This is a genomic window from Flavobacterium supellecticarium, assembly GCF_004801375.1.
GTDB classification, from domain to species: Bacteria; Bacteroidota; Bacteroidia; order Flavobacteriales; family Flavobacteriaceae; genus Flavobacterium; species Flavobacterium supellecticarium.
In genome coordinates, this window is the sequence record NZ_SSNZ01000003.1 from 72,936 (window position 1) to 94,806 (window position 21,871).

Here is a 21,871-nt window from a genome sequence, read left to right on the forward strand (position 1 = left end):
GGCACAATGCGATGAATAAAAATTATTATGCAATATTAATGGCCGGTGGGGTTGGATCCCGGTTTTGGCCAGTGAGTACAGTCGACTTCCCTAAACAGTTCCACGATATGCTGGGAACCGGGGAAACATTGATTCAAAAAACATTTAGCAGACTTTCCAAGATTGTACCGGAAGAGAATATATTGATTTTAACCAACGAACGCTATAATCAGTTGGTAATCGAGCAATTACCTCAGGTAAAGCAGGAACAGATCATCCTGGAGCCTGTAATGCGCAATACGGCACCATGTACCGTATTGGCTTCGTTAAAAATACAACAAAAAAATCCGGATGCCTTAGTGGTAGTAGCGCCAAGTGATCATTGGATTGAAGATGAAGATCAGTTTATAGCCAATCTTCAAAAATCATTCGATAATTGTTCTCAAAATAATGTTTTGATGACATTGGGGATTTTGCCAACTTTCCCGAATACGGGTTATGGCTATATCGAATATAATAAACTGGATAACAATCCGATTAAAAAAGTAGTACAGTTCCGCGAAAAACCGGATTATGCCACAGCGAAAGCGTTTATCCAAAGTCGTAATTTCCTTTGGAATGCCGGAATATTTATTTGGAGTATCCGTTCGATCATCGAAGCTTTTGAAACCTTCCATCCGGAAATGTTACGTCTGTTTCAAAAGGGAATGGATTTTTACAATACACCACGGGAACAGGAATTTATCAATACGATTTATCCGGATGCCGAAAACATTTCAATCGATTACGCCATCCTTGAAAAAGCGAAAAACGTATTTGTGTTACCGGCAACATTCGACTGGAATGATTTGGGTACCTGGGGAGCACTTCACGAAAAATTACCAAAGGATGATCAATTTAATGCGGTAGTGAATGCAACCATGATTTTGGAAAATGCGTCCAATAATATTATCCGTACCGAAGGAAAAAAACTGGTGGTGATTAACGGTTTAAGTGATTTCATCGTTGTAGATAAAAACGATACGCTGCTAATCTTTCCTAAAGATAAGGAGCAGGAGATTAAAAAAATAAGCAACTTATTGGATAAAAAATAAAATATAAAAAATGCCTCATTCAGAGGCATTTTTTATGAGATAAAGTGTCGTGCTTTTATAGTTCCCGATTCTGGGCTTTTCGCACTTTTTTAAACAGGTTCGATGAGTATACAAAGTCAACTATGGCTTCGTTGTCTGTTTTAAAGATTTCACGTTTGGTGCCTTCCCAGGCCAAAACACCTTCTTTTAAGAAAATAATTTTTTCTCCGATTTCCATTACGGAGTTCATATCGTGCGTATTGATCACTGTCGTAATGTTGTACTCTTCGGTGATCTCATGAATCAGATTGTCGATTACAATCGATGTTTTTGGATCCAGACCGGAGTTGGGTTCGTCACAAAATAAATATTTCGGGTTGTTTACAATCGCACGGGCAATGGCCACACGCTTTTGCATTCCTCCGGATATTTCAGATGGTTTCTTTTTATGTGCATTGATCAACTTTACACGGTCGATAACAAAATCAACACGCTCCTGAATTTCACGCGGGTTTTTATTGGTAAACATTTTTAACGGGAATCCGATGTTTTCTTCCACGGTCATCGAATCGAATAATGCACTTCCCTGAAATACCATTCCGATTTCAGTACGCAAATCGCGTTTTTCGTCGTTGGTAAGTTCGGAGTAAATCCGACCGTCAAACGAAATGGTTCCTTTGTCCGGTGTATGAATACCCAATAGGCTTTTTAATAATACAGTTTTCCCGGAACCACTCTGTCCAATGATCAAATTGGTCTTCCCGGTGTCGAAAACCGTGGAAATCCCTTTTAAAACCTTGGTGTCACCAAATGATTTCTCGATATCTTTTACTTCTATCATGATTATTTGGTTAAAAGTAATTGTGTTAAAATATAATTCGCCAGAATGATCGCGACACTGGTCCATACAAACGAGGTCGTACTGGCTTTTCCTACTTCCAATGCGCCTCCTTTCATGTAATAACCGTGGAACGACGGGATTGTTGCCAATAGTAAAGCAAATACAACGGTTTTAATAAACGCATAGATCACGTGAAACGGAATGAACTCAACTTGTAAACCGGTCATAAATTCATCACTCGATGCAAATCCACCGTAAACTCCGGCAATCCATCCACCTAAAATTCCCAAAAACATACTCAAACCGATCACAAACGGATACAATAGTAATGCAATTACTTTTGGGAATACCAGATAGTTCAGGGAATTGATTCCCATTACTTCTAAAGCGTCGATCTGTTCGGTTACGCGCATCGTTCCGATACTGGACGTAATAAAAGATCCCATTTTACCAGCCATGATGATGGAGATAAAAGTAGGAGCAAATTCCAGAATTACGGATTGACGGGTCGCAAAACCAATCAGGTATTTTGGGATTAACGGATTGGTTAAGTTTAACGCCGTTTGGATGGCTACAACGCCACCAACGAAAAACGAAATAAACGCCACAATTCCCAGTGATCCGATAATTAAATCGTCTATTTCTTTGAAAATTAGCTGCTTCATTGCCGACCATTTTGTCGGTTTGTTGAAGACTTCTTTCAACATCAGGAAGTATTTTCCTATTTGTGACAGATATCTAAGCATAATATTTAATAAATCTTGGCTAAAATACCAATAAGTTACGAGTTTTGGGGTATTGCGACGGAGTTTTTTGGCTTATGTAAGCTTGGCTTTCATTTTTTGGAAACGGTATTTTCGGATAAAACGACCTTGTTCCGGCGTTACTAAATACGGTTTTTTACCCAACCAGGCTTTTAAAAATCCAATCATATAGTCGATAAAAAGAAGTGGTTTCTTTTTGAGTAAGGCCAGTTTTAATGAGGCGATAGCGGTAATGATAAATCCGTAGCGCAGACTGTAAAATGCTGCGCCTTGTTTATAGCGAGCCGTTTTGTTGTAATTCGCTCCGGTCGGTTTCAGGTGTTTTACCTGTAAGCTTGTGTCGGTTACGACTTTCCAGTTGTAAAATTTACAAAGCAGTTCGTCTACCGTGTCCCAACCCATTGCCGGTTTTAATCCGCCAATCTGTTCAAAACAGGCTTTGCGATAGGCTTTAAAAGCACCGCGAATATGATCTTTATCGGTCAGGTTTTCCAGTATCCAATCGCCGTTTTTTTCGATATAAGCAAAACCACCAGCCATACCGATTTCGGAATCGCTTTGAAAAATACGGATAATCGTTTCGAAATAATTCGGTGGCAAAATCAGGTCGGCATCCAGTTTTACAATAAAATCATAGTTGTCGTTTAGTTGTTCGTATCCTTTTTGAAACGCCTGAATAACTTTGCTTCCGGGTAAATGGATCGCATCCGATTTTTTTTCGATTATCGAAATCCACGGAAAACGTTCGGCTAAATCGCTCACAATGGCATGGGTGTTATCGGTAGAATTATCGTTTACGACCACAACCTGTTGCGGAAGTACGGTTTGTGCCGCCAACGATTTCAGCGTTAGTGAAATAAAGGCTTCTTCGTTGTGTGCCGGAATAACGATATAGTACCTCATTATTTTACTTTTTCAGCATAAACAATATAATAACGCGGTGTAAAACGACGTAATAACGGGCGAATTCCGATCTGTTTTACCGGGTTGGTGAATTTTTCGCGATCCAGGATTTTCCAGCCGGTTTTTTCCAGTAACCAATCCAGTTGCCAGTCTTCGAATTCATGGTAATGACGATCCCACATATCGGTTTTACTGCGGTAAGCTGGCGAAAACCACAAACGCATCGGAATGGAAATAACCAATTTGTCTGATTGAATGTTTTGTAAAACCGTAAACGGATTTAACAAGTGCTCGAAAATTTCAAAAGCCGTCGTCACCGGATAGTTGCCTTCCGCAAGTGCCCGCTGATCAATATCCAGATCTTCGCCTTTGGTATTGGTTACGGTATAGCCGTTTTCTTTCATAATCTTTGAAAACGGGTTGTCAACGCCCAAATCCAGAATGGCTTCCGAAGGGGAAATGTGTTTTTGTAAAAAGGCTAGTGTATGTTTAAATCGCTTGTTCGGAAATGTTTTTTCGTACATAATTATAATCGGTAGACGAAGGCATTTATGTTCATTCCTGCGCCTACGGATGCAAAGATAATAACATCTCCTTTATGAAGTTCCTGATTTTCAATTTTTCCTTTTATCAATAAATCGTATAAGGTCGGAACGGTAGCCACACTCGAATTTCCGAGTTTGTGAATGCTCATTGGCATTATGCCTTCCGGTGGCGTTTGCTTGTACAATCGGAAAAACCGCTGGATAATGGCTTCGTCCATTTTTTCGTTGGCCTGATGAATCAGTACTTTTTTGACCTCTTCGATTGCAATACCACTTTTGTCCAGACATTCTTTCATGGCTTTTGGTACCTGATTTAAGGCAAATTCGTAAATCTTGCGACCATGCATTTTGATATAGCGGACATCGGGATCGTGTTCGGTATTAAAGGAATTTCCGAAATATAGAAAATAGGCTTCGTCATGGGTAAAAGAAGCGGTTTCGTGCGCAAGCATTCCAATATGATCATCGTGGGTTGCTTCTATAATCGTAGCGCCGGCACCATCGGAATAAATCATACTGTCGCGATCGTGAATGTCGACAACCCGGGATAGGGTTTCGGCTCCAATTACAAGACATCTTTTAGCCATACCGGCTTTGATATAGGCATTTGCCTGAATCATGCCTTCAATCCAACCCGGGCAACCAAACAGGATGTCGTAGGCCACACATTTCGGATTTTTAATTTTAAGGCTGTGTTTTACCCGCGCGGATAAACTCGGAAGAATATCTGTTTGTATCGCCCCTTGTTTTACATTGCCGAAGTTATGGGCAAAGATGATGTAATCTAAAGTTTCCGGATCGATTCCGGCATCTTCGATTGCTTTTTGAGCTGCAAAATAAGCAATATCGGACGTTAATAATTGATCCTCGACATACCGACGCTCTTCGATACCCGTGATTTCTTTAAACTTTTGAGCAACGACATCATTCGCATACGGAAAGGGCGAACCGTCTTCATTTAAAAACTGATGCTGGGCAAAATCGAGATTGGTTACGGTAGTATTTGGAATATAACTTCCGGAACCGATTATTTTACTGTTCATAAGGTGAATTTATACTTAATACTAAGTTATTGATTTTAAACGCGTATGTGTCGGTAAAAATTTTGTGTAAAATGATTATTATGAAATAGTTATTTAAAAGAGTTTAAAATTATTGATAGTAAAATTAATTGTGATTTTTTTGAGAAATCTTTAGCTGCATAATCGTCGCTATTGATAGTGCACGGGTCTTGATCAACTCGGAATTACTGCCTTTGAAGTGTTCGTCAACCGTTTTGTCGAAATGTTTCAGCCATATTTGAAAATGCTCCGGACGTAACGGTTCTTTTTCGTTGAGTTCCAGATGGATTTGCATGACGTTTTTTCGGTAGTTTCCCTCGCGAAGAAGTGTTTGTTCCCAAAAATCGGCCAAATGCGGAAGGTGGGCTTCCAGATCAATTTGGGCAATGTCGGTAAAGATATAGCGGATACGATCGTCGGATAAAAGTTTGTTGTAAAACTGTCGCATCAGATGGAGTAAATCGGCCCAGGTGGTAATGTCGTTCATATTGTGAAAGTATAAAAAAAGAGCCGCGATAAAGCGGCTCTTCGTATTTATATTGAATTTTAGTGTTCCATATAGGCTTCAATTGGCGCGCAAGAGCAAACTAAATTACGGTCGCCGTAAGCATCGTCAACACGACGTACGGAAGGCCAGAATTTGTTTTCGGCAATATATTCCAACGGATAAGCCGCTTTCTCTCTCGAGTAAGGGAAATCCCATCGGTCGGCTGTTAACATGGCTAAGGTGTGCGGTGCATTTTTCAATACATTGTTGGTATCGTCAGCAGTAGCGTTTTCAATTTCTTTTCGGATTGAAATCATCGCATCACAGAAACGATCCAATTCGCCTAAGTTTTCACTTTCGGTCGGTTCGATCATTAACGTTCCGGCTACCGGGAACGAAACTGTTGGTGCGTGGAAACCGTAGTCCATCAAACGTTTTGCGATATCGGTTACTTCGATTCCGTTTTGTTTGAATGAACGACAATCAACAATCATTTCGTGTGCTGCACGTCCGCATTCTCCCGTATATAAAATAGGGTAGTGTTGCTCCAAACGCGCTTTCATATAGTTGGCGTTTAGAATCGCAAACTGTGTCGCTTGTTTTAAACCTTCGGCTCCTAACATCGTGATATAACCGTATGAAATCAAACATACCAAAGCCGATCCGTAAGGTGCAGCCGAGATAGCAGAAATCGCCTGATCACCACCGGTAGCAATTACCGGGTTTGTTGGTAAGAAAGGTACCAGGTGTGGCGCTACGCAAATAGGTCCAACTCCAGGTCCACCTCCTCCGTGAGGAATCGCGAATGTTTTGTGTAGGTTCAGGTGACAAACATCAGCACCGATAGTAGCAGGATTTGTAAGTCCTACCTGAGCGTTCATGTTGGCACCGTCCATATATACCTGACCACCGTTTTCGTGGATCAGTTTGGTGATCTCGATAATGGAACTTTCGTATACACCATGTGTAGACGGATAGGTTACCATTAAACAAGACAGGTTGTCTTTATGTTGGATTGCTTTTGCTCTTAAATCTTCAACATCGATATTTCCTTCCGGAGTGGTTTTGGTTACTATGATGTCCATTCCAGCCATAGCTGCCGAAGCCGGGTTGGTTCCGTGTGCCGATGATGGGATCAAACATACGTTACGGTGACCTTCGCCTCTGGAAATATGATACGCACGAATGGCCATCAATCCGGCATATTCTCCCTGAGCACCGGAGTTTGGCTGTAAAGAGGTACCTGCAAAACCGGTTACCACGTTTAATTGCTCTTCCAGTTTTTTCAACATGGTTAAGTAACCCGTAGTTTGGTTTACCGGAGCAAACGGGTGAATGCTGTTCCAGTTGGCCATACTTAAGGGTAGCATTTCGGCAGCCGCATTTAATTTCATTGTACACGATCCTAATGAGATCATCGAATGATTTAACGCAAGGTCTTTACGCTCTAATTTTTTGATATAACGCATTAAAGCGGTTTCCGAATGGTGACTGTTAAATACGTCGTGTTGTAAGAAAGTTGATGTTCTTACCAGTTTCTCCTGAATATGGATAGCCGTATCTAAAGTGGTTACCGTTACAGTTTCTTTTCCAAGAACTTCAGCAAAAATAGCTACGATCTGGTTGATGTCGTTTAAAGAGGTGGTTTCGTTAAAAGAGATCGAAATCGTATCGTTGTCGCTATAATAGAAGTTTACTTCGTTGTTTTCGGCTACTGCTTTTACTTTGGCTGCATCAGCTTTTACTGTGATGGTGTCGAAGAAAGCGGTATTGATTTGGTTGATTCCCAGTTTGGCCAATGCATTGGCAGTAGTAACCGCCGAAGCGTGTACTTTGTCGGCAATATACTGTAATCCTTTTGGTCCGTGGTATACGGCATACATACCAGCCATAACTGCTAGTAATACCTGAGCGGTACAAATATTGGACGTTGCTTTTTCACGTTTGATGTGTTGCTCACGGGTTTGTAACGCCATACGTAATGCACGGTTACCGTTAACGTCCTGAGAAACGCCGATGATACGTCCCGGCATACTACGTTTGTATTCTTCTTTGGTGGCGAAGAAAGCCGCGTGTGGTCCTCCGAATCCCATTGGAATACCGAATCGTTGGGTGGTTCCAACTACTACATCGGCTCCTAATTCGCCCGGAGCGGTTAATTTTACCAGACTCAGAATGTCGGCTGCTACAGCAACTTTAATTTCTTTGGATTTAGCCGTATGGATAAAACCGGCATAGTCGTAAACCTGACCGTGTTTTCCAGGGTATTGTAAGATCGCTCCGAAGAAATCTTCTGAGAAATCAAATGTTTCGTGGTTTCCTACTACCAGTTCGATTCCAATTGGAGTGGAACGGGTTTCCAGTACCGATAAGGTTTGCGGTAAAATCTCTTCCGAAACGAAGAATTTATTAGCATTGTTTTTTTTCTGATCTCTTGTACGTACGTCAAAAAGTAAGGCCATCGCTTCAGCAGCAGCAGTACTTTCGTCCAGTAACGAAGCATTGGCAATTTCCATTCCGGTTAATTCGATAACCGTAGTCTGGTAATTTAAAAGTGCTTCCAAACGCCCCTGAGCAATTTCTGCCTGATATGGGGTGTAGGCGGTATACCATCCCGGGTTTTCAAAAATGTTACGTTGAATTACCGGTGGAACAATTGCCGGGTGATACCCTAAACCGATATACGATTTGAATACTTTGTTTTGGGCACCCAATTGCTGGATATGTGTTAAATATTCGTATTCTGTTAAAGCCGGATCCAGTTGTAAATCGTTTTTTAAACGGATTCCGTCCGGAAATGTTTCATACAATAATTGATCCATGTCCTTCACCCCAATGGTTTGGAACATGTGTTGAAGGTCGCTCTCTCTTGGACCTAAATGTCGTAAAGCAAATGCGTCTGTTTTCATCAGTTCTTAATGTCCTGTTTATAAACGTTTGATATTTCCGTAACACAGAATACATCAAACTGTCGTTAAGTTGTGTTTTAAGCGAACAAAAATAACTATTAATCTCTTAATAAAATTCTTTTTTAACTCCAATTTTTGTTGAATTTTCAACCAAAATTAAATGTTGTTAACAGATTGATTATTTTTGTAAGTATGCAACTACTCAAGAAATTACTTGACTTTTATATTAACGGAAGTATTCATGTGGCTATTGCGGTTTTCGCTTTGGTGCAAATGACCTTCCATTTTTTTCATATCTCATTTGACTGGGCGATGTCGCTATTTGCCTTTTGTGGGACAATCGTTGGCTATAACTTTGTGAAATACGATGCATTAGCCCGTGCGAAAAAACTCAAAATGAGTCGGCAGTTAAAAGCAATTGTTTTATTAAGTGTGGTTGCTTTAGCTGGAACGCTGTATGGTTTCTGGTTTTTGCAACGGCAAACGCAATTGGTATCGCTGGCTTTTTTGGGACTGACATTGTTGTATACCTTACCGGTTTTTCCAAAACTGGGGAATGCCCGGAATTGGGCCGGAGTGAAAATCTATATTGTGGCTTTTTGCTGGGCCGGGATTACGTTGTTCCTTCCGATTTTAAACGCCGGATTGGATTTTACGAATGATGTTTTTCTAAAGTTTTTTCAGCGTTTCCTTTTGGTGATCATCCTCATTCTTATTTTTGAAATTATCGATCTGAAGCACGACGATGTTTCGTTGCAAACCGTTCCGCAACGATTGGGCGTGAAGCGAACCAAATGGCTTAATTTATTTCTGTTGCTGCCTTTTTACGGACTGGAGTTTTTTAAAAGCGATTTTCAGGTCGTACAGTTGTGGATTAATCTTGTATTGGTAGTGGTTATTACACTTTTTACCCTTTTTTCAAGTCCGAAACGCTCCGATTATTATACGTCTTTTTGGGTGGAAAGTATTCCGGTTTTCTGGTGGGGATTGGTGTTGCTTTTTGCATAATCTATTACAAAAAAAAACTGATTTTGTTTGTGATTTTTTGAGGCTTTAATTTTCGGCCAGGTATTTTAAAAGTTTGTTCCGATTTACAATCATATCATACAGATGCTTTTTAAGAATCAGGATGTCAAACAATTTTCCAATAATTCCAAACGGTGTATGGTATGCTATTTTGTCGATCATAATCGTGATGTCATCCCGGGTTTCAAAAAGATGTTCGTGTCTGAAAAAAGTAAAATGGCCTTTTGTCATTTCGTCTGTAAAATGATCGGGCGACACCATAGTAGTAATTTTACTTTGATGGTTGAGGTACAAACCAAAATGCTTTCCACGCCAGGTTACGGTTTCATTCAGATCGATTAACCCGGATGTCTTTCCCACAATTGCCTGTTCCTGCGTTTGGGAAACCGATAGTTTATGAATGTCGATATTTCGGGCCAAATCAAAAACAATTTTTGAAGGTGCTTTAATTGGAGTGGTAATGGTAAATGTAGTCATGTGAAAAAGAATTTTAGTTTTTGAATTACCAAACCGGTAAATACAGTCGCAAATAACATAAATAAGATATTCATAAAATAACTACCAATTTTAAAATGCCATTTTTTCGGAATCGTATACATCGGATAATAGGTAATCTGAGTGGCGACTTTTCCGGTCCAGTAAGCGGCAATTAGCGCGGTTAAAGCAAAAGCAAGTCGGGTGTTTTGTTGTAAGCCGTTATAAAGAAAGATGGCAATGAGTCCGAACGAAAAATTCAATCCCTGTATATACCTTCCGTAGGTTTTGGCTATTTCCTGATTTAAGGGTTTTAATTTTGTAACATCATTGTACCAGTCAAAAACCTGGTGACGGATATATGGATAAATCATCGCGGTGAAAATCTGGCCGATTCCCGCTACGACAATCAGCCAGTTTGGAATTGTAAACATTAACTTAGGCTTTAAAAATTATTTTTTCTTCTCTTGCGGTTTGGCTCGCTTTTCGTTTTCCTCTAAAAAAGAAATAGAGGTTGAGAAAAAGCATCACCCCTAAATAGATCGCAAAACCACCAATTTTATAGCTTAAGGCTTCAATAAGTTCCTGATAAGTATTGTCGTACAGATTCATGTCGAGTATCATCAGGGCAAAACCCAGGTTGAGCAGGTAAAATCCGGTTTCGAATAGTTTGTTGGTAGCGAGGGCAATTTCTTCGCGACCTTTAAAAATGTCAAGCATATAAACTTTACTGTTTCGGAAAAGTGTTTTAGAGACATGATAGGTCAGAAAAAGTGCAATGGGTAAATAAATAACATAACCGATAAGTGTTTTGGTTGTTTCCATGGTTGTATGATTTATAGTTATTGAATTAATTTTTGAACATAGTTTTTTAGAAGGAAAAGATTGGTATAATGCAATGCGGCCAATAGAAAAAGGATGATTGCCGATTTAATTGCGATCACTTCGATGAGCATGGGTAAGCTTGTGATGGTTTGCCAGTTGGTAATTGTAATAGCGCAATAACCAATATTAACCAGGTAATATCCGGTAAGCAAAGCTTTGTTGATTTGTTGACAAAGTGCCGTATGGTCGGGTATTAATGTGGCTACAAATATATTTCCATTATCATAACAGATTCTTCCGATTTTAACGATGACTAAGCTCATCAGTCCAAGGAAGAGGAGGTAGGCTATAGTGTTATAGTACGTCATTTAAAATAATTTTATAATTATTAAACTTTCAGAAAAAAATGAAACTTTGAATTAAATTTTTTTATTTCATAATTTTGATCACCAATTTGGTTAACCAATTGTCTTTGTATTCGGTAATCTTGTCTAAAACATTGTCGGCTTTTAAAACGAAGTCGTGTAGCTTGGTGGTTTGTTCGATAAAATGTTTGGCCTCGGCCGAATTGTTTCCTTCGATAGAGGATACTTCTTTCAAAATTTTTAAAGCGGGTTTGATTTCCCGTTTGCTTCGTTCCTGTGAAATTTTAACCGCCAGTTCGTCCAGATCTTTTTCGGCGGTAAAGAATTCTTTTCGTTCGCCGGCTTTGTATTCTTTATACACAATGCCCCAATCCATCAGGCCTCTTAAATTCATACTGGCATTTCCTCTGGAAATATGAAGCGCTTCCATTATGTCTTCCATCGAAAGCGGTTCGGCCGATACCATTAACAAAGCATGAATCTGAGCCATGGTTTTGTTAATGCCCCATTGCGAACCTAAGGCGCCCCAGGTTTGTACAAATTTGTTTTTTGCTTCGTTGAATTCCATAGTTCAAATGTATGCATAATTTCTAAAGTTTCAAAAATAATTGAAAGTTTATTTTGAAAAATAACCCGAAAGCAATCGGGCTATGTTTTTTATAGTAATCCGGCGCGTTTTAAGAGTGCTTCCGGTTTTGGTTCCTGACCTCTGAATTTTTTATAAAGTGTCATCGGGTGGTCGGTTCCGCCTTGTGATAAGATGTTGTCTTTGAAGCGTTGTGCGACTTCCGGATTAAAGATTCCCTGTTCCTGGAAATAAGCAAAAGCATCGGCATCGAGAACTTCGGCCCATTTGTAGCTGTAATATCCGGATGAATAACCACCCTGGAAAATATGCGAAAAAGCAGTACTCATCGCATTTTCGGCTACATCGGGATAGAGTTTGGTCGAAGCAAATTGTTCGTTTTCAAAAGCTTTTACATCGCGGATTCCGGACGGATCTTGTCCGTGCCATCCCATATCCAATAATCCAAAACTGATTTGGCGTAAGGTGGCCATTCCTTCCAGAAAACTGGCACTTTCTTTTATTTTTTCGACGTATTCCATTGGAATGATTTCACCGGTCTGATAGTGTTTTGCAAACAAAGCTAAGGCTTCCGGTTCGTAACACCAGTTTTCCATTACCTGACTTGGTAATTCTACAAAGTCCCAATATACACTGGTTCCGGATAAGCTCGGATAAGTAGTATTAGCCAGCATTCCGTGTAGTGCATGACCAAATTCATGGAATAAAGTGGTTACTTCGTTAAAAGTGAGTAACGACGGTTTGGTAGGTGTTGGTTTGGTAAAATTACAAACAATCGATACATGCGGTCGTTCATTTACTCCGTTTTGAACCGACTGGTGTTTAAATGAGGTCATCCAGGCGCCATTGCGTTTTCCTTTTCTTGGGAAAAAATCAGCGTAAAAAATGGCAACAAGATTTCCGTTATTGTCGTTTACTTCAAATGTTTGTACTTCTTCGTGGTATTTATCGATGTCAAAAATCTCGGTAAACGTGATGCCAAATAGTTTTTGTGCTACGGTAAAGGCACCGTTTAGTACGTTTTCTAATTTAAAATACGGTTTTAGCGTTTCGTCGTCGAGGTTGAAAAGTTCCTGTTTTAATTTTTCGGAATAATAGGCGCCATCCCATTTTTCCAAATGATCAATAGGATCCAGTTTTTTGGCAAAATTGGTTAATTGTGCAAATTCCCGTTCGGCTGCCGGTTTGGCTTTCGACTGTAAATCATCCAAAAAGGCGGTTACTTTTTCCGGACTTTGCGCCATACGTTCTTCCAATACAAAATGGGCATGCGTGGCATAACCCAAAAGATTGGCTCTTTCGTGACGTAGGTTTGCAATCCTGATCACGATTTCCTGATTGTCGAAAGCATTATTCTGGAATCCTTTACGGCCAAATGCAATGCTGATCGCTTTACGTAGTTCGCGATTGTGTGCGTAAGTTACGAATGGTAAATAACTCGGATGATCCAAGGTGAAAATCCAACCTTCCTTATCCTGACTTTTTGCGATGGCATGGGCCGCTTCGATAGCGCCTTCCGGTAAGCCGTCAAGATCTTTCTCGTCGGTTAAATGTAATTGGTAGGCGTTGGTTTCGGCTAACACATTTTCACCGAAGGTTAACGATAGTTTGGCCAGCTCGGCGTCGATTTCGCGTAAACGGGCTTTTTTGTCTTCTGATAATAAAGCTCCGTTTCGGGAAAAACTTTTGTATTTTTTAGTTAAGAGCGTATGCTGCTCGGTAGTAAGATTAAGTTGATCAATTTGTTCGTATACGGTTTTAACGCGTTGAAATAAATCGGCATTTAAAATAATGTCATTTCCAAATGCGGTTAAAACCGGCGATACGTCCTGTGCGATTTTCTGCATTTCATCACTGGTTTCTGCGGAATTCAAATTGAAGAAAATGGACGATAGTCGTTCCAAAGCATCTCCGGAATATTCCAGTGCTTCAATGGTATTGGCAAAAGTTGGTGCTTCCGGATTGTGAATTATAGCGTCGATTTCGGCACGTGCAGCAGCGATTGTTGCAGTGAATGCCGGAACGTAGTCCTCAATTTTTATTTGCGAAAAGGGCGCGGTGTTGTATTTAGTAGAAAATCTTTCGGTTAAAATACTCATATATAGTACTGTTAGCTTTAATTAATGATGTACGTCTGTGTAAGACAAGGTACAAATTAGCTTTTTCTAATCCAAATCCGGTTGGCGAAAGCGGAATTTATTTTAATTCTTCAGAGGCTTTTAAAACGGCTTGTTTCAGACTTTCTTTATAAGCGGTGATTTTATCCAGAACGGCATTGTCGTGACTTCCGATAATCTGTGCTGCAAGGATACCGGCATTTTTAGCACCGTTTAGCGCTACGGTGGCTACCGGTACACCACCTGGCATCTGAAGGATCGAAAGAACACTGTCCCATCCGTCTATCGAATTGCTGGATTTTACCGGAACACCAATTACGGGAAGGGGCGACATTGAAGCAACCATTCCGGGTAAATGAGCCGCTCCGCCAGCTCCGGCTATAATAACATTGATACCACGTTTGTGGGCATTCGTGCTGAAATCAAATAATTTTTCCGGTGTACGGTGTGCCGATACGATATCGACTTCTGTTGTAATTCCGAATTCTTTTAATATGGTGATGGCATCCTGCATTACCGGCATATCCGAAATGCTACCCATGATGATGGCTACTTTGCTCATAGTGATGTGGTGTTTTAATTAGGAGTGACTAATTACTTTGATCGTATTTTTGACTATTTCTGCGGTTTTGCGGGCTTCGTCTATATTTTCGTTTACAATGGTTACGTGACCCATTTTTCGGAAAGGACGGGTTTCTCTTTTTCCGTAGATATGCGGCGTTACGCCATCGATAGCTAATATTTTTTCAATGTTTTGATAGATAACCGGACCGGAATAACCTTCTTCGCCAACTAGGTTTACCATAATACCGGCAACTTTGCTATCGGTATTGCCTAAAGGTAAATCAAGAATAGCACGAATGTGTTGTTCAAATTGCGAAGTATAGCTGGCCTCGATTGAGTAATGCCCGGAATTGTGTGGTCTCGGTGCTACTTCGTTTACCAGAATAGCGTCGTCTTCGGTTTGGAACATTTCGACTGCCAATAAACCAACATGGTTGAATTTTTCGGAAACCTGTAACGCGATAGCGCGTGCTTTTTGTGCAACTGTTTCGTCAATACGGGCCGGACAGATTACATATTCGACCTGATTGGCTTCCGGGTGGAATTCCATTTCGACTACCGGATAGGTCTTAATCGATCCGGATGGGGTACGACTTACAATTACGGCCAGTTCGTTTTTAAATGGTATCATCTGCTCGGCGATGCATTCGGTATCGGGTAGCGAAGTAAGGTCGGAAGCGGTACGGATAATTTTTACACCATTACCATCATAACCAAACTGGGCACTTTTCCATACAAATGGTATGTTGGTTTCGTTGTTTTCGACCGATTGGATCAGACTGTTTTTATCGGTAAACCTACGGTAAGGTGCTGTAGGAATATTGTTTTCGGAATAAAAATCTTTTTGTCGGCCCTTATTTTGGATTAGCCGCAGGGTTTTAGGAGATGGATAAACGGCCAGTCCTTCCTGCTCGAGTTGGTCTAAAGCGTCAAGGTTGACATTTTCGATTTCAATGGTTAGAAGGTCTGTTTTTTTACCAAAACGGTATACGGTTTCGAAATCCATCAGGTCACCCTGAAAAAAACGCGTTGCCCCATATTGCGATGGTGCTTCGGCACTTGGATCAAGGATATAAGTCTGGATGTCAAACTTCCGGGTTTCGGTAAGTAGCATTTTGCCTAACTGTCCGCCACCAAGTATCCCTAATTTAAAATCAGAAGAAAAATAATTCATTGTGTTGTTGTTTGTGCAAAGATACTTATCATAATAGAAAACACAATCGATAATTTTTGTTTTTCTGTTTCTGTGGATTTTGTATGATTTTATTTAAAAATAACAGATTGTATATTTTGTAACTTTTGAAAAATAAACGGTTATAAATGTATGTTTTGATTGTTAATTAAATAATATTATTGTAAATTGTGTACTTGTTTAATTGAAAAATACTTAAAATTATGATGAAAAGACTACTTTTAATGCTAGCTTTTGTCCCATTTATAAGTCACGGACAATTCCTGCAAAACTTCGACGGAGGAACGACTATTCCTGCCGGATGGACTGTTGTTAACGGTGGTGATACCGGAACCTGGGTAATTGTTAATTTTACCGGGGCGACCGGTATTAGTGCGCATAGTGGAACCAATGCAGCCGCTATCGGTTATGGGTCAACTGCTCACGATGATTATTTGGTTACTCCGGCTGTAACGGTTACGGCAGGTGTATCGGATTTCTTAACTTTCTGGGCAAGAAGCCGTGATCCGCTATATCCGGAAACAATCAGTGTGAAGGTTTCAACTACAGGAACTGCTGCGGCCAACTTTACAGCTACGCTAGATGCGAATGTGGCTCCTGCGAGTGGTGCTAATTTTTTTAAATATCAGTACGACCTAACGGCTTATGTGGGGCAAACGATTTACATCGGGTTTCATTCTACCACAACTGATATGTTCTATTTTGATCTTGATGATGTAGAAGTAACGGCTTTACCAAGTTGTTTGGCGCCTACAAATCCGATTGTTGGTGCTGTAACTGAAGCCACTGCTGCTATATCCTGGACGCCGGGAGCGGGAACATCCAATTTTGAGGTACAATACGGAGCACCTGGTTTTACGGCAGGTTCCGGTACGGCTGCACCACCGGTTACAGGGGCTACAGCTACAACTTTATCAGGATTAACGCCTAATACAGCTTATGAATATTATGTTCGTGCTAACTGTGGAAGTGGCAATTTTAGTGCCTGGGTAGGTCCGAGAGCATTTACAACAAGTTGTGCATCGGTAACAGCGTTTCCTTTTACAGAAAGTTTTGATGCCGCTACCATTCCATCATGTTGGAGTAATCAAACGGTTTCCGGAACGGCAAACTGGGCGTATGTAACGGCAAATGGAAATAGCTCCATTACACCGAGAACAGGTGCCCGTATGGCGGAGTTTAGAACCACTACAACCGGAAACAAAACAAAATTAGTGTCACCTCCATTGGATTTAACTGCAGTATCCAGTCCGCAAGTGAGTTTCTATTATGCTAACGTGAACTGGTTTGGTGATATCGATGAGTTACGTGTTTACTACAAAACAAGTTCAAACGGTGCATGGACTCAAATCGGAGCAGACTATACTACGGAACATACAACCTGGACTCAGGTGACTTTATCGTTGCCAAATCCGTCAGCTACTTATTATATTGCTTTCGAAGGAACTTCAAACTGGGCAAGAGGTCTTAATCTCGATGATGTAACGGTGAGCAGTGCTTTATCGGCTGCTACATTTGATAAAGGAAATTTCAGAGCCTATCCGAACCCGGTTAAAAATATGTTGAACTTAGCATATGATCAAACAATTTCAGCTGTTGAAATTTACAATTTGTTAGGGCAAAAAGTATTGTCGCAAAATATAAACCTTTCCGAGGCTCAGGTAGATATGAGTAATTTATCTGCTGGAAACTACCTTGTGAAAGTATTTACCGGAGATGTGGTAAAAACAATTAAGATTATCAAAGAGTAATTTTTGATAATTAATCCTGAGAAACGACTCTTTTTATAAGGGTCGTTTTTTTTATATCTTTTTAAGGATTTTTCGTGCTACACTTTGGTAGGCCGGCGAATGATCGGGGAAACCTTGTTGTAACAGTTGTTTTAATTCCGGGTAAATCCAGGGATTCTCTTTACCTAATAAATATAAGGATTGAATTGCGTAGGCTTTTGAGGCGACTTTGGTGTCGTTGATCAGCCAGTCAAAACAGGTTTCGGTAATGATTTCAATGTTTTTATCGGAAAGGAGTTTTGTTTTGCGATTGTCATAGTCGACAAGAAACAGTGCGATTTTGGATATCGAGCGCAGTGCGCTTTCATTGCGGAATTGTGGTAATATTGTGCAAAAAATGTCTTTTTTGGGAAAAATCAGGTTGAGTTGTTGTTCGAGTACCAACTCCATAATCCAGCAGGCTTTGTGGTGGTTTTTGTCGGTTATTGTTATTGCAGTCCTAAACAGATCGTTAAATAATGATGGATTGTTGAAGATATAAGCAGCGTTTTCTTCCCGGCTGGCACGATGAGCGGTACTGTTTGTAATTTTGGTATATAAAATTTCGTTCATTTTTTTCCTGAAATCTTCATCGAAAATACAAAATAATTCAAAAATTTATAATTCTTAATTGTTAATTATCAATTGTCCAACGGCAATTAGTATCTTTGCCAATTATTCTAAAGGTTACAATGGAAATACGACTTCACGACAAACAATTTGTCCCGTTTCTTTCGGCAAAAGAAATCGATGCCGCTATTGCGAAAATGGCCGATGCCGTTGCAAAAGATATGAATGGTGAAATACCGGTTTTTGTAGGTGTACTTAACGGAGCCTTTATGGTGGTGTCCGATTTTATGAAGCACTATAAACACGATTGTGAATTGAGCTTTGTCAAAATGGCTTCTTACGACGGAATGCAAACTACACACGAGGTAAAACAACTGATCGGGTTAAATCAGGATATTACCGGAAGATCGGTAGTAATCATTGAAGATATCGTGGATACCGGAAATACCATAGTGGAATTACAGAAAATGTTTGCAGATAAAGGTGTGAAGCAATTGAAATTCGCCACGCTTTTCCTCAAACCGGAAGCCTATGATAAGGATATTGCGATCGATTATGTTGGATTGGAAATTCCAAATAAGTTTATCGTCGGATTCGGATTGGATTACGACGGATTAGGGCGTAATATCCCGGAAGTCTATCAATTAAAATAACACAGAAAAAATAACTATAAAAACCATCATAACAACAATTTAATTAAAATGATTAATATCGTATTATTTGGAAAGCCCGGAGCCGGAAAAGGGACACAAGCCGAATTTTTAAAAGAAAAATACAACTTAATACACATTTCTACGGGTGACGTTTTTCGTTATAACATTAAAAATGAAACCGTATTAGGGAAGGAAGCCAAGACCTATATCGATCGTGGTGATTTGGTTCCGGATAGTCTTACTATTAAAATGCTTCAGGATGAGGTGGAGAAAAACCCGGAAGTGAATGGTTTTCTTTTCGACGGTTTTCCAAGAACAATTGCGCAGGCCGAGGCTTTGGATGCGTTCTTAAATTCCAAAAATTGGGAAGTAACCGCAACGATTGCTTTGGAAGCTGATGATGAAATTCTGGTACAACGATTGTTGGAAAGAGGAAAAACATCGGGAAGACCGGACGATCAGGATGAAGAAAAAATCAGAAACCGTTACCAGGAATATAACGAAAAAACAGCGCCGCTAATTGAATATTACAGTGCACAGCAAAAATTCCACGCGGTGAATGGAATCGGTTCCATTGCCGAAATTACCGAAAGACTAAGCGATGTAATTGAAAAATTATAAGCCGTTCCGGTGAACAATAAATAGAATACTAACAATAAAAAAAGAATAAAAAGTCAGGTAAAACTGATATCATAACTAATATACAATCCTAAATTTTGGAAATAATAATAATTTTCTTTCTAATCCTTTTAAACGGAGTTTTCTCCATGTCGGAAATAGCACTTATTTCAGCTCGTAAAAACCGTTTGGAAACGGCCGCGAAAAAAGGAAACACCAGTGCGAAAACAGCTTTAGAACTGGCTAATTCACCCAATAAATTCCTGTCGACCGTTCAGATCGGAATTACACTAATCGGAATTCTAACCGGTATTTATAGTGGTGATAACGTTACCGGTGACGTAAAACTGTTTTTAGACGGATTTGAAATGTTCAGACCTTATTCGCAAACACTGGCTGTAGGGATTGTAGTTGTGATTTTAACATTTTTCTCCCTGGTTTTAGGAGAATTACTGCCCAAACGAATCGGATTAAATTACCCGGAAGCGATTGCTAAAACGGTAGCGGTTCCGATGAAAGTGGTTTCGATTGTAACGGCACCTTTTATCTGGTTGTTGACCGCATCGACCGATTTTGTACTAAACGTATTGAAAATTAAGCCAACGGCCGATGGGAAAGTAACCGAAGAAGAAATTAAAGCCATCATTAAAGAAGGTACCGAAGGCGGGGAAGTACAGGAAATCGAACAGGACATCGTGGAACGTGTTTTCCATATCGGTGACCGTAAGGTGAATTCCCTGATGACGCACCGTAAAGCGGTGGTGTATCTGTCGTTGGAAGATGATGTAAACGAACAAAAAGAAAAGGTACTGGAAGAAATTCACTCCGTATATCCGGTGTGTGAAGACAATCTGGATGAGGTCGTTGGTGTCGTGTTGTTAAAAGACTTGTTTACGAGTTTTGAAAAAGGCGATTTCGACCTGAAGGCAATTGTAAAAGAACCGGTTTACCTTATTGAACATACGTCGGCCTATAAAGCGCTGGAGCTTTTTAAGAAAACAAAAGTACATTATGCCCTGATTACCGACGAATATGGTGTGGTACAGGGGATTATTACATTAAACGATATTCTGGAAGCGCTCGTTGGTGATGCCGCCGAGTTCTACGAAGAAGAATTCCAGTTGGTAGCCCGTGAAGACGGAACCTGGCTGGTAGACGGACATTATTCGTTGCACGACTTCCTGACCTATTTCGATATGGATGATCTGATTAACGATTATGACGTTACAACGGTAAGCGGATTGATCATGACCGAATTGTCCTATATTCCAAAAGTTGGTGAAAAGCTGATCTGGAATAAAATGGAACTGGAAGTAATCGACATGGACGGTGTGAAAATCGATAAAGTATTAGTACGCTCATTAAAAGAGTAAGCTGCTTTTTAGTGCTTACTATTGAAAAACAAAATAAAATTAAATGACAGAAGGGAATTTTGTAGACTACGTAAAAATTTATGTTTCTTCCGGTAAAGGAGGGAAAGGGTCTACGCATTTGCATCGGGAGAAATTTATTGAAAAAGGTGGTCCCGATGGTGGAGACGGTGGTCGTGGCGGACATGTATATCTGGTAGGGAACAAAGGTCTTTGGACATTGTTTCACCTTAAATTTGCACGCCATATCAAAGCCGGACACGGAGGAGACGGTGGTAGTGCGAGAAGTACCGGTGCCGATGGTGAAGATAAGTATATCGAAGTGCCATTGGGAACAGTGGTGCGCGACAAAGAAACCAATGAAATACTTTTTGAAATAACCGAAGACGGTGAAAAAAAGATCCTTGTAAAAGGAGGTAAAGGTGGTTTGGGGAACTGGCATTTTAGAAGTTCGACCAATCAGACACCACGTTATTCGCAACCGGGTATGCCGGCCGAAGAAATGGATGTTATCCTGGAATTAAAAGTATTGGCCGATGTCGGATTGGTTGGGTTTCCGAATGCCGGGAAATCGACCTTATTATCGGTATTAACCTCCGCAAAGCCAAAAATTGCCGATTATCCGTTTACGACCTTAAAACCAAATCTGGGAATTGTGGCGTACCGTGATTTTCAGTCGTTTGTAATTGCCGATATTCCGGGAATTATTGAAGGTGCGGCCGAAGGTAAAGGATTGGGGCATTATTTCCTACGACATATCGAACGAAATTCGACTTTGTTGTTTTTGGTTCCGGCCGATGCTGCTGACATTAAAAAGGAATACGATATTCTACTCGATGAGTTACGCCGTTACAATCCGGAAATGTTGGATAAGGATCGTTTGGTAGTGATTTCGAAATCGGATATGCTCGACGACGAATTAAAAGCCGAAATGAAAGCACAGCTGGATAAGGAATTTAAAGGAATTCCGTATTTGTTTATCTCGTCGGTTGCCCAACAGGGATTAACGGAGTTAAAAGATAAATTATGGCAAATGCTTAATCAGTAATACGATAGCTGTAAAAAATAGTAAAAAGAGGTCTCCGTTTTAGAGGCCTCTTTTTATTTTATGTCAGTTTTGATCAATAGATAGTAAAATAAAAAGTTAAAGTTATTTTGTTATAGATTTTTATAAACCCTT

At 40.1% G+C, this 21,871-nt stretch carries 23 protein-coding genes; 7 read left to right on the forward strand and 16 right to left on the reverse strand.

Annotated elements, in window-relative coordinates:
* Nucleotides 1-11 precede the first annotated feature (11 nt).
* On the forward strand, nt 12-1,073 hold the full coding sequence (locus E6C50_RS09495) for a mannose-1-phosphate guanylyltransferase (RefSeq protein ID WP_136403000.1): 1,062 nt from the start codon (nt 12-14) through the stop codon (nt 1,071-1,073).
* Between the two features lie 55 nt (nt 1,074-1,128).
* Here E6C50_RS09495 and E6C50_RS09500 read toward each other — a convergent pair whose 3' ends face one another.
* The 7 genes from E6C50_RS09500 to gcvP all read right to left on the reverse strand — a co-directional run bounded on the left by E6C50_RS09500 (nt 1,129) and on the right by gcvP (nt 8,562).
* On the reverse strand, nt 1,129-1,893 hold the full coding sequence (locus tag E6C50_RS09500) for an ABC transporter ATP-binding protein (RefSeq protein ID WP_136403001.1): 765 nt from the start codon (nt 1,891-1,893) through the stop codon (nt 1,129-1,131).
* Between the two features lie 2 nt (nt 1,894-1,895).
* The gene (locus E6C50_RS09505) at nt 1,896-2,639 is read right to left on the reverse strand and encodes an MlaE family ABC transporter permease (protein ID WP_136403002.1); all 744 of its coding nucleotides are present in this window, start codon (nt 2,637-2,639) and stop codon (nt 1,896-1,898) included.
* Between the two features lie 72 nt (nt 2,640-2,711).
* Entirely contained in the window at nt 2,712-3,560 is an 849-nt protein-coding gene (locus tag E6C50_RS09510) for a glycosyltransferase (RefSeq protein WP_136403003.1), read from the reverse strand.
* Nucleotides 3,560-4,084 (reverse strand): class I SAM-dependent methyltransferase, encoded by a 525-nt coding sequence (locus E6C50_RS09515; protein WP_136403004.1) that lies wholly within the window; start codon nt 4,082-4,084, stop codon nt 3,560-3,562. The genes E6C50_RS09510 and E6C50_RS09515 overlap by 1 nt, the downstream gene beginning before the upstream one ends.
* A 2-nt stretch (nt 4,085-4,086) precedes the next feature.
* Entirely contained in the window at nt 4,087-5,148 is a 1,062-nt protein-coding gene (locus tag E6C50_RS09520; protein ID WP_136403005.1) for a 3-oxoacyl-ACP synthase III family protein, read from the reverse strand.
* Between the two features lie 124 nt (nt 5,149-5,272).
* A complete protein-coding gene (locus tag E6C50_RS09525) occupies nt 5,273-5,653 on the reverse strand; it encodes a group III truncated hemoglobin (RefSeq protein WP_136403006.1) in 381 nt (126 codons plus the stop codon).
* A gap of 59 nt (nt 5,654-5,712) precedes the next feature.
* Nucleotides 5,713-8,562, reverse strand: a complete 2,850-nt coding sequence (gcvP, locus tag E6C50_RS09530) for an aminomethyl-transferring glycine dehydrogenase (RefSeq protein ID WP_136403007.1) — start codon at nt 8,560-8,562, stop codon at nt 5,713-5,715.
* A gap of 192 nt (nt 8,563-8,754) precedes the next feature.
* Between gcvP and E6C50_RS09535 the strand changes: the two genes are divergently transcribed.
* On the forward strand, nt 8,755-9,570 hold the full coding sequence (locus tag E6C50_RS09535; protein WP_136403008.1) for a UbiA prenyltransferase family protein: 816 nt from the start codon (nt 8,755-8,757) through the stop codon (nt 9,568-9,570).
* A gap of 45 nt (nt 9,571-9,615) precedes the next feature.
* On the opposite strand, the gene E6C50_RS09540 is transcribed toward E6C50_RS09535, so the two are convergent.
* The 8 genes from E6C50_RS09540 to E6C50_RS09575 form a co-directional block, all read right to left on the reverse strand.
* Nucleotides 9,616-10,065 carry an SRPBCC family protein gene (locus E6C50_RS09540; RefSeq protein WP_136403009.1) on the reverse strand — a complete coding sequence of 150 codons (450 nt, stop codon included), beginning with the start codon at nt 10,063-10,065 and terminating at the stop codon, nt 9,616-9,618.
* Nucleotides 10,062-10,496 carry a hypothetical protein gene (locus tag E6C50_RS09545; RefSeq protein WP_136403010.1) on the reverse strand — a complete coding sequence of 145 codons (435 nt, stop codon included), beginning with the start codon at nt 10,494-10,496 and terminating at the stop codon, nt 10,062-10,064. Before E6C50_RS09545 ends, E6C50_RS09540 begins: the two co-directional genes overlap by 4 nt.
* A 4-nt stretch (nt 10,497-10,500) precedes the next feature.
* Complete coding sequence (locus tag E6C50_RS09550; RefSeq protein ID WP_136403011.1) at nt 10,501-10,887, reverse strand: hypothetical protein; 387 nt, start codon at nt 10,885-10,887, stop codon at nt 10,501-10,503.
* Between the two features lie 17 nt (nt 10,888-10,904).
* Nucleotides 10,905-11,255 carry a hypothetical protein gene (locus tag E6C50_RS09555; protein WP_136403012.1) on the reverse strand — a complete coding sequence of 117 codons (351 nt, stop codon included), beginning with the start codon at nt 11,253-11,255 and terminating at the stop codon, nt 10,905-10,907.
* Between the two features lie 61 nt (nt 11,256-11,316).
* Entirely contained in the window at nt 11,317-11,820 is a 504-nt protein-coding gene (locus E6C50_RS09560; RefSeq protein WP_136403013.1) for a GbsR/MarR family transcriptional regulator, read from the reverse strand.
* Nucleotides 11,821-11,909: 89 nt separating this feature from the next.
* Nucleotides 11,910-13,937 carry a M3 family metallopeptidase gene (locus tag E6C50_RS09565; protein WP_136403014.1) on the reverse strand — a complete coding sequence of 676 codons (2,028 nt, stop codon included), beginning with the start codon at nt 13,935-13,937 and terminating at the stop codon, nt 11,910-11,912.
* A 97-nt stretch (nt 13,938-14,034) separates the two neighbouring features.
* Complete coding sequence (purE, locus tag E6C50_RS09570; protein WP_136403015.1) at nt 14,035-14,517, reverse strand: 5-(carboxyamino)imidazole ribonucleotide mutase; 483 nt, start codon at nt 14,515-14,517, stop codon at nt 14,035-14,037.
* An 18-nt stretch (nt 14,518-14,535) separates the two neighbouring features.
* Entirely contained in the window at nt 14,536-15,693 is a 1,158-nt protein-coding gene (locus E6C50_RS09575) for a 5-(carboxyamino)imidazole ribonucleotide synthase (protein ID WP_136403016.1), read from the reverse strand.
* A gap of 221 nt (nt 15,694-15,914) precedes the next feature.
* On the opposite strand from E6C50_RS09575, the gene E6C50_RS09580 reads away from it, so the two are divergent.
* The gene (locus tag E6C50_RS09580; RefSeq protein ID WP_136403017.1) at nt 15,915-17,462 is read left to right on the forward strand and encodes a T9SS-dependent choice-of-anchor J family protein; all 1,548 of its coding nucleotides are present in this window, start codon (nt 15,915-15,917) and stop codon (nt 17,460-17,462) included.
* Nucleotides 17,463-17,513: 51 nt separating this feature from the next.
* On the opposite strand, the gene E6C50_RS09585 is transcribed toward E6C50_RS09580, so the two are convergent.
* A complete protein-coding gene (locus E6C50_RS09585; RefSeq protein WP_136403018.1) occupies nt 17,514-18,053 on the reverse strand; it encodes a hypothetical protein in 540 nt (179 codons plus the stop codon).
* Nucleotides 18,054-18,172: 119 nt separating this feature from the next.
* Here E6C50_RS09585 and E6C50_RS09590 point away from each other — a divergent pair, with 119 nt between their 5' ends.
* The 4 genes from E6C50_RS09590 to obgE all read left to right on the forward strand — a co-directional run bounded on the left by E6C50_RS09590 (nt 18,173) and on the right by obgE (nt 21,739).
* The gene (locus E6C50_RS09590) at nt 18,173-18,703 is read left to right on the forward strand and encodes a phosphoribosyltransferase (RefSeq protein WP_136403019.1); all 531 of its coding nucleotides are present in this window, start codon (nt 18,173-18,175) and stop codon (nt 18,701-18,703) included.
* Between the two features lie 48 nt (nt 18,704-18,751).
* Entirely contained in the window at nt 18,752-19,324 is a 573-nt protein-coding gene (locus E6C50_RS09595; RefSeq protein WP_136403020.1) for an adenylate kinase, read from the forward strand.
* A gap of 146 nt (nt 19,325-19,470) precedes the next feature.
* Nucleotides 19,471-20,694, forward strand: a complete 1,224-nt coding sequence (locus E6C50_RS09600; protein WP_230978994.1) for a hemolysin family protein — start codon at nt 19,471-19,473, stop codon at nt 20,692-20,694.
* 43 nt (nt 20,695-20,737) lie between these two features.
* Nucleotides 20,738-21,739: a GTPase ObgE gene (obgE, locus tag E6C50_RS09605; protein WP_136403022.1), complete on the forward strand. Its 1,002-nt coding sequence runs from the start codon at nt 20,738-20,740 to the stop codon at nt 21,737-21,739.
* Nucleotides 21,740-21,871: the final 132 nt, after the last annotated feature.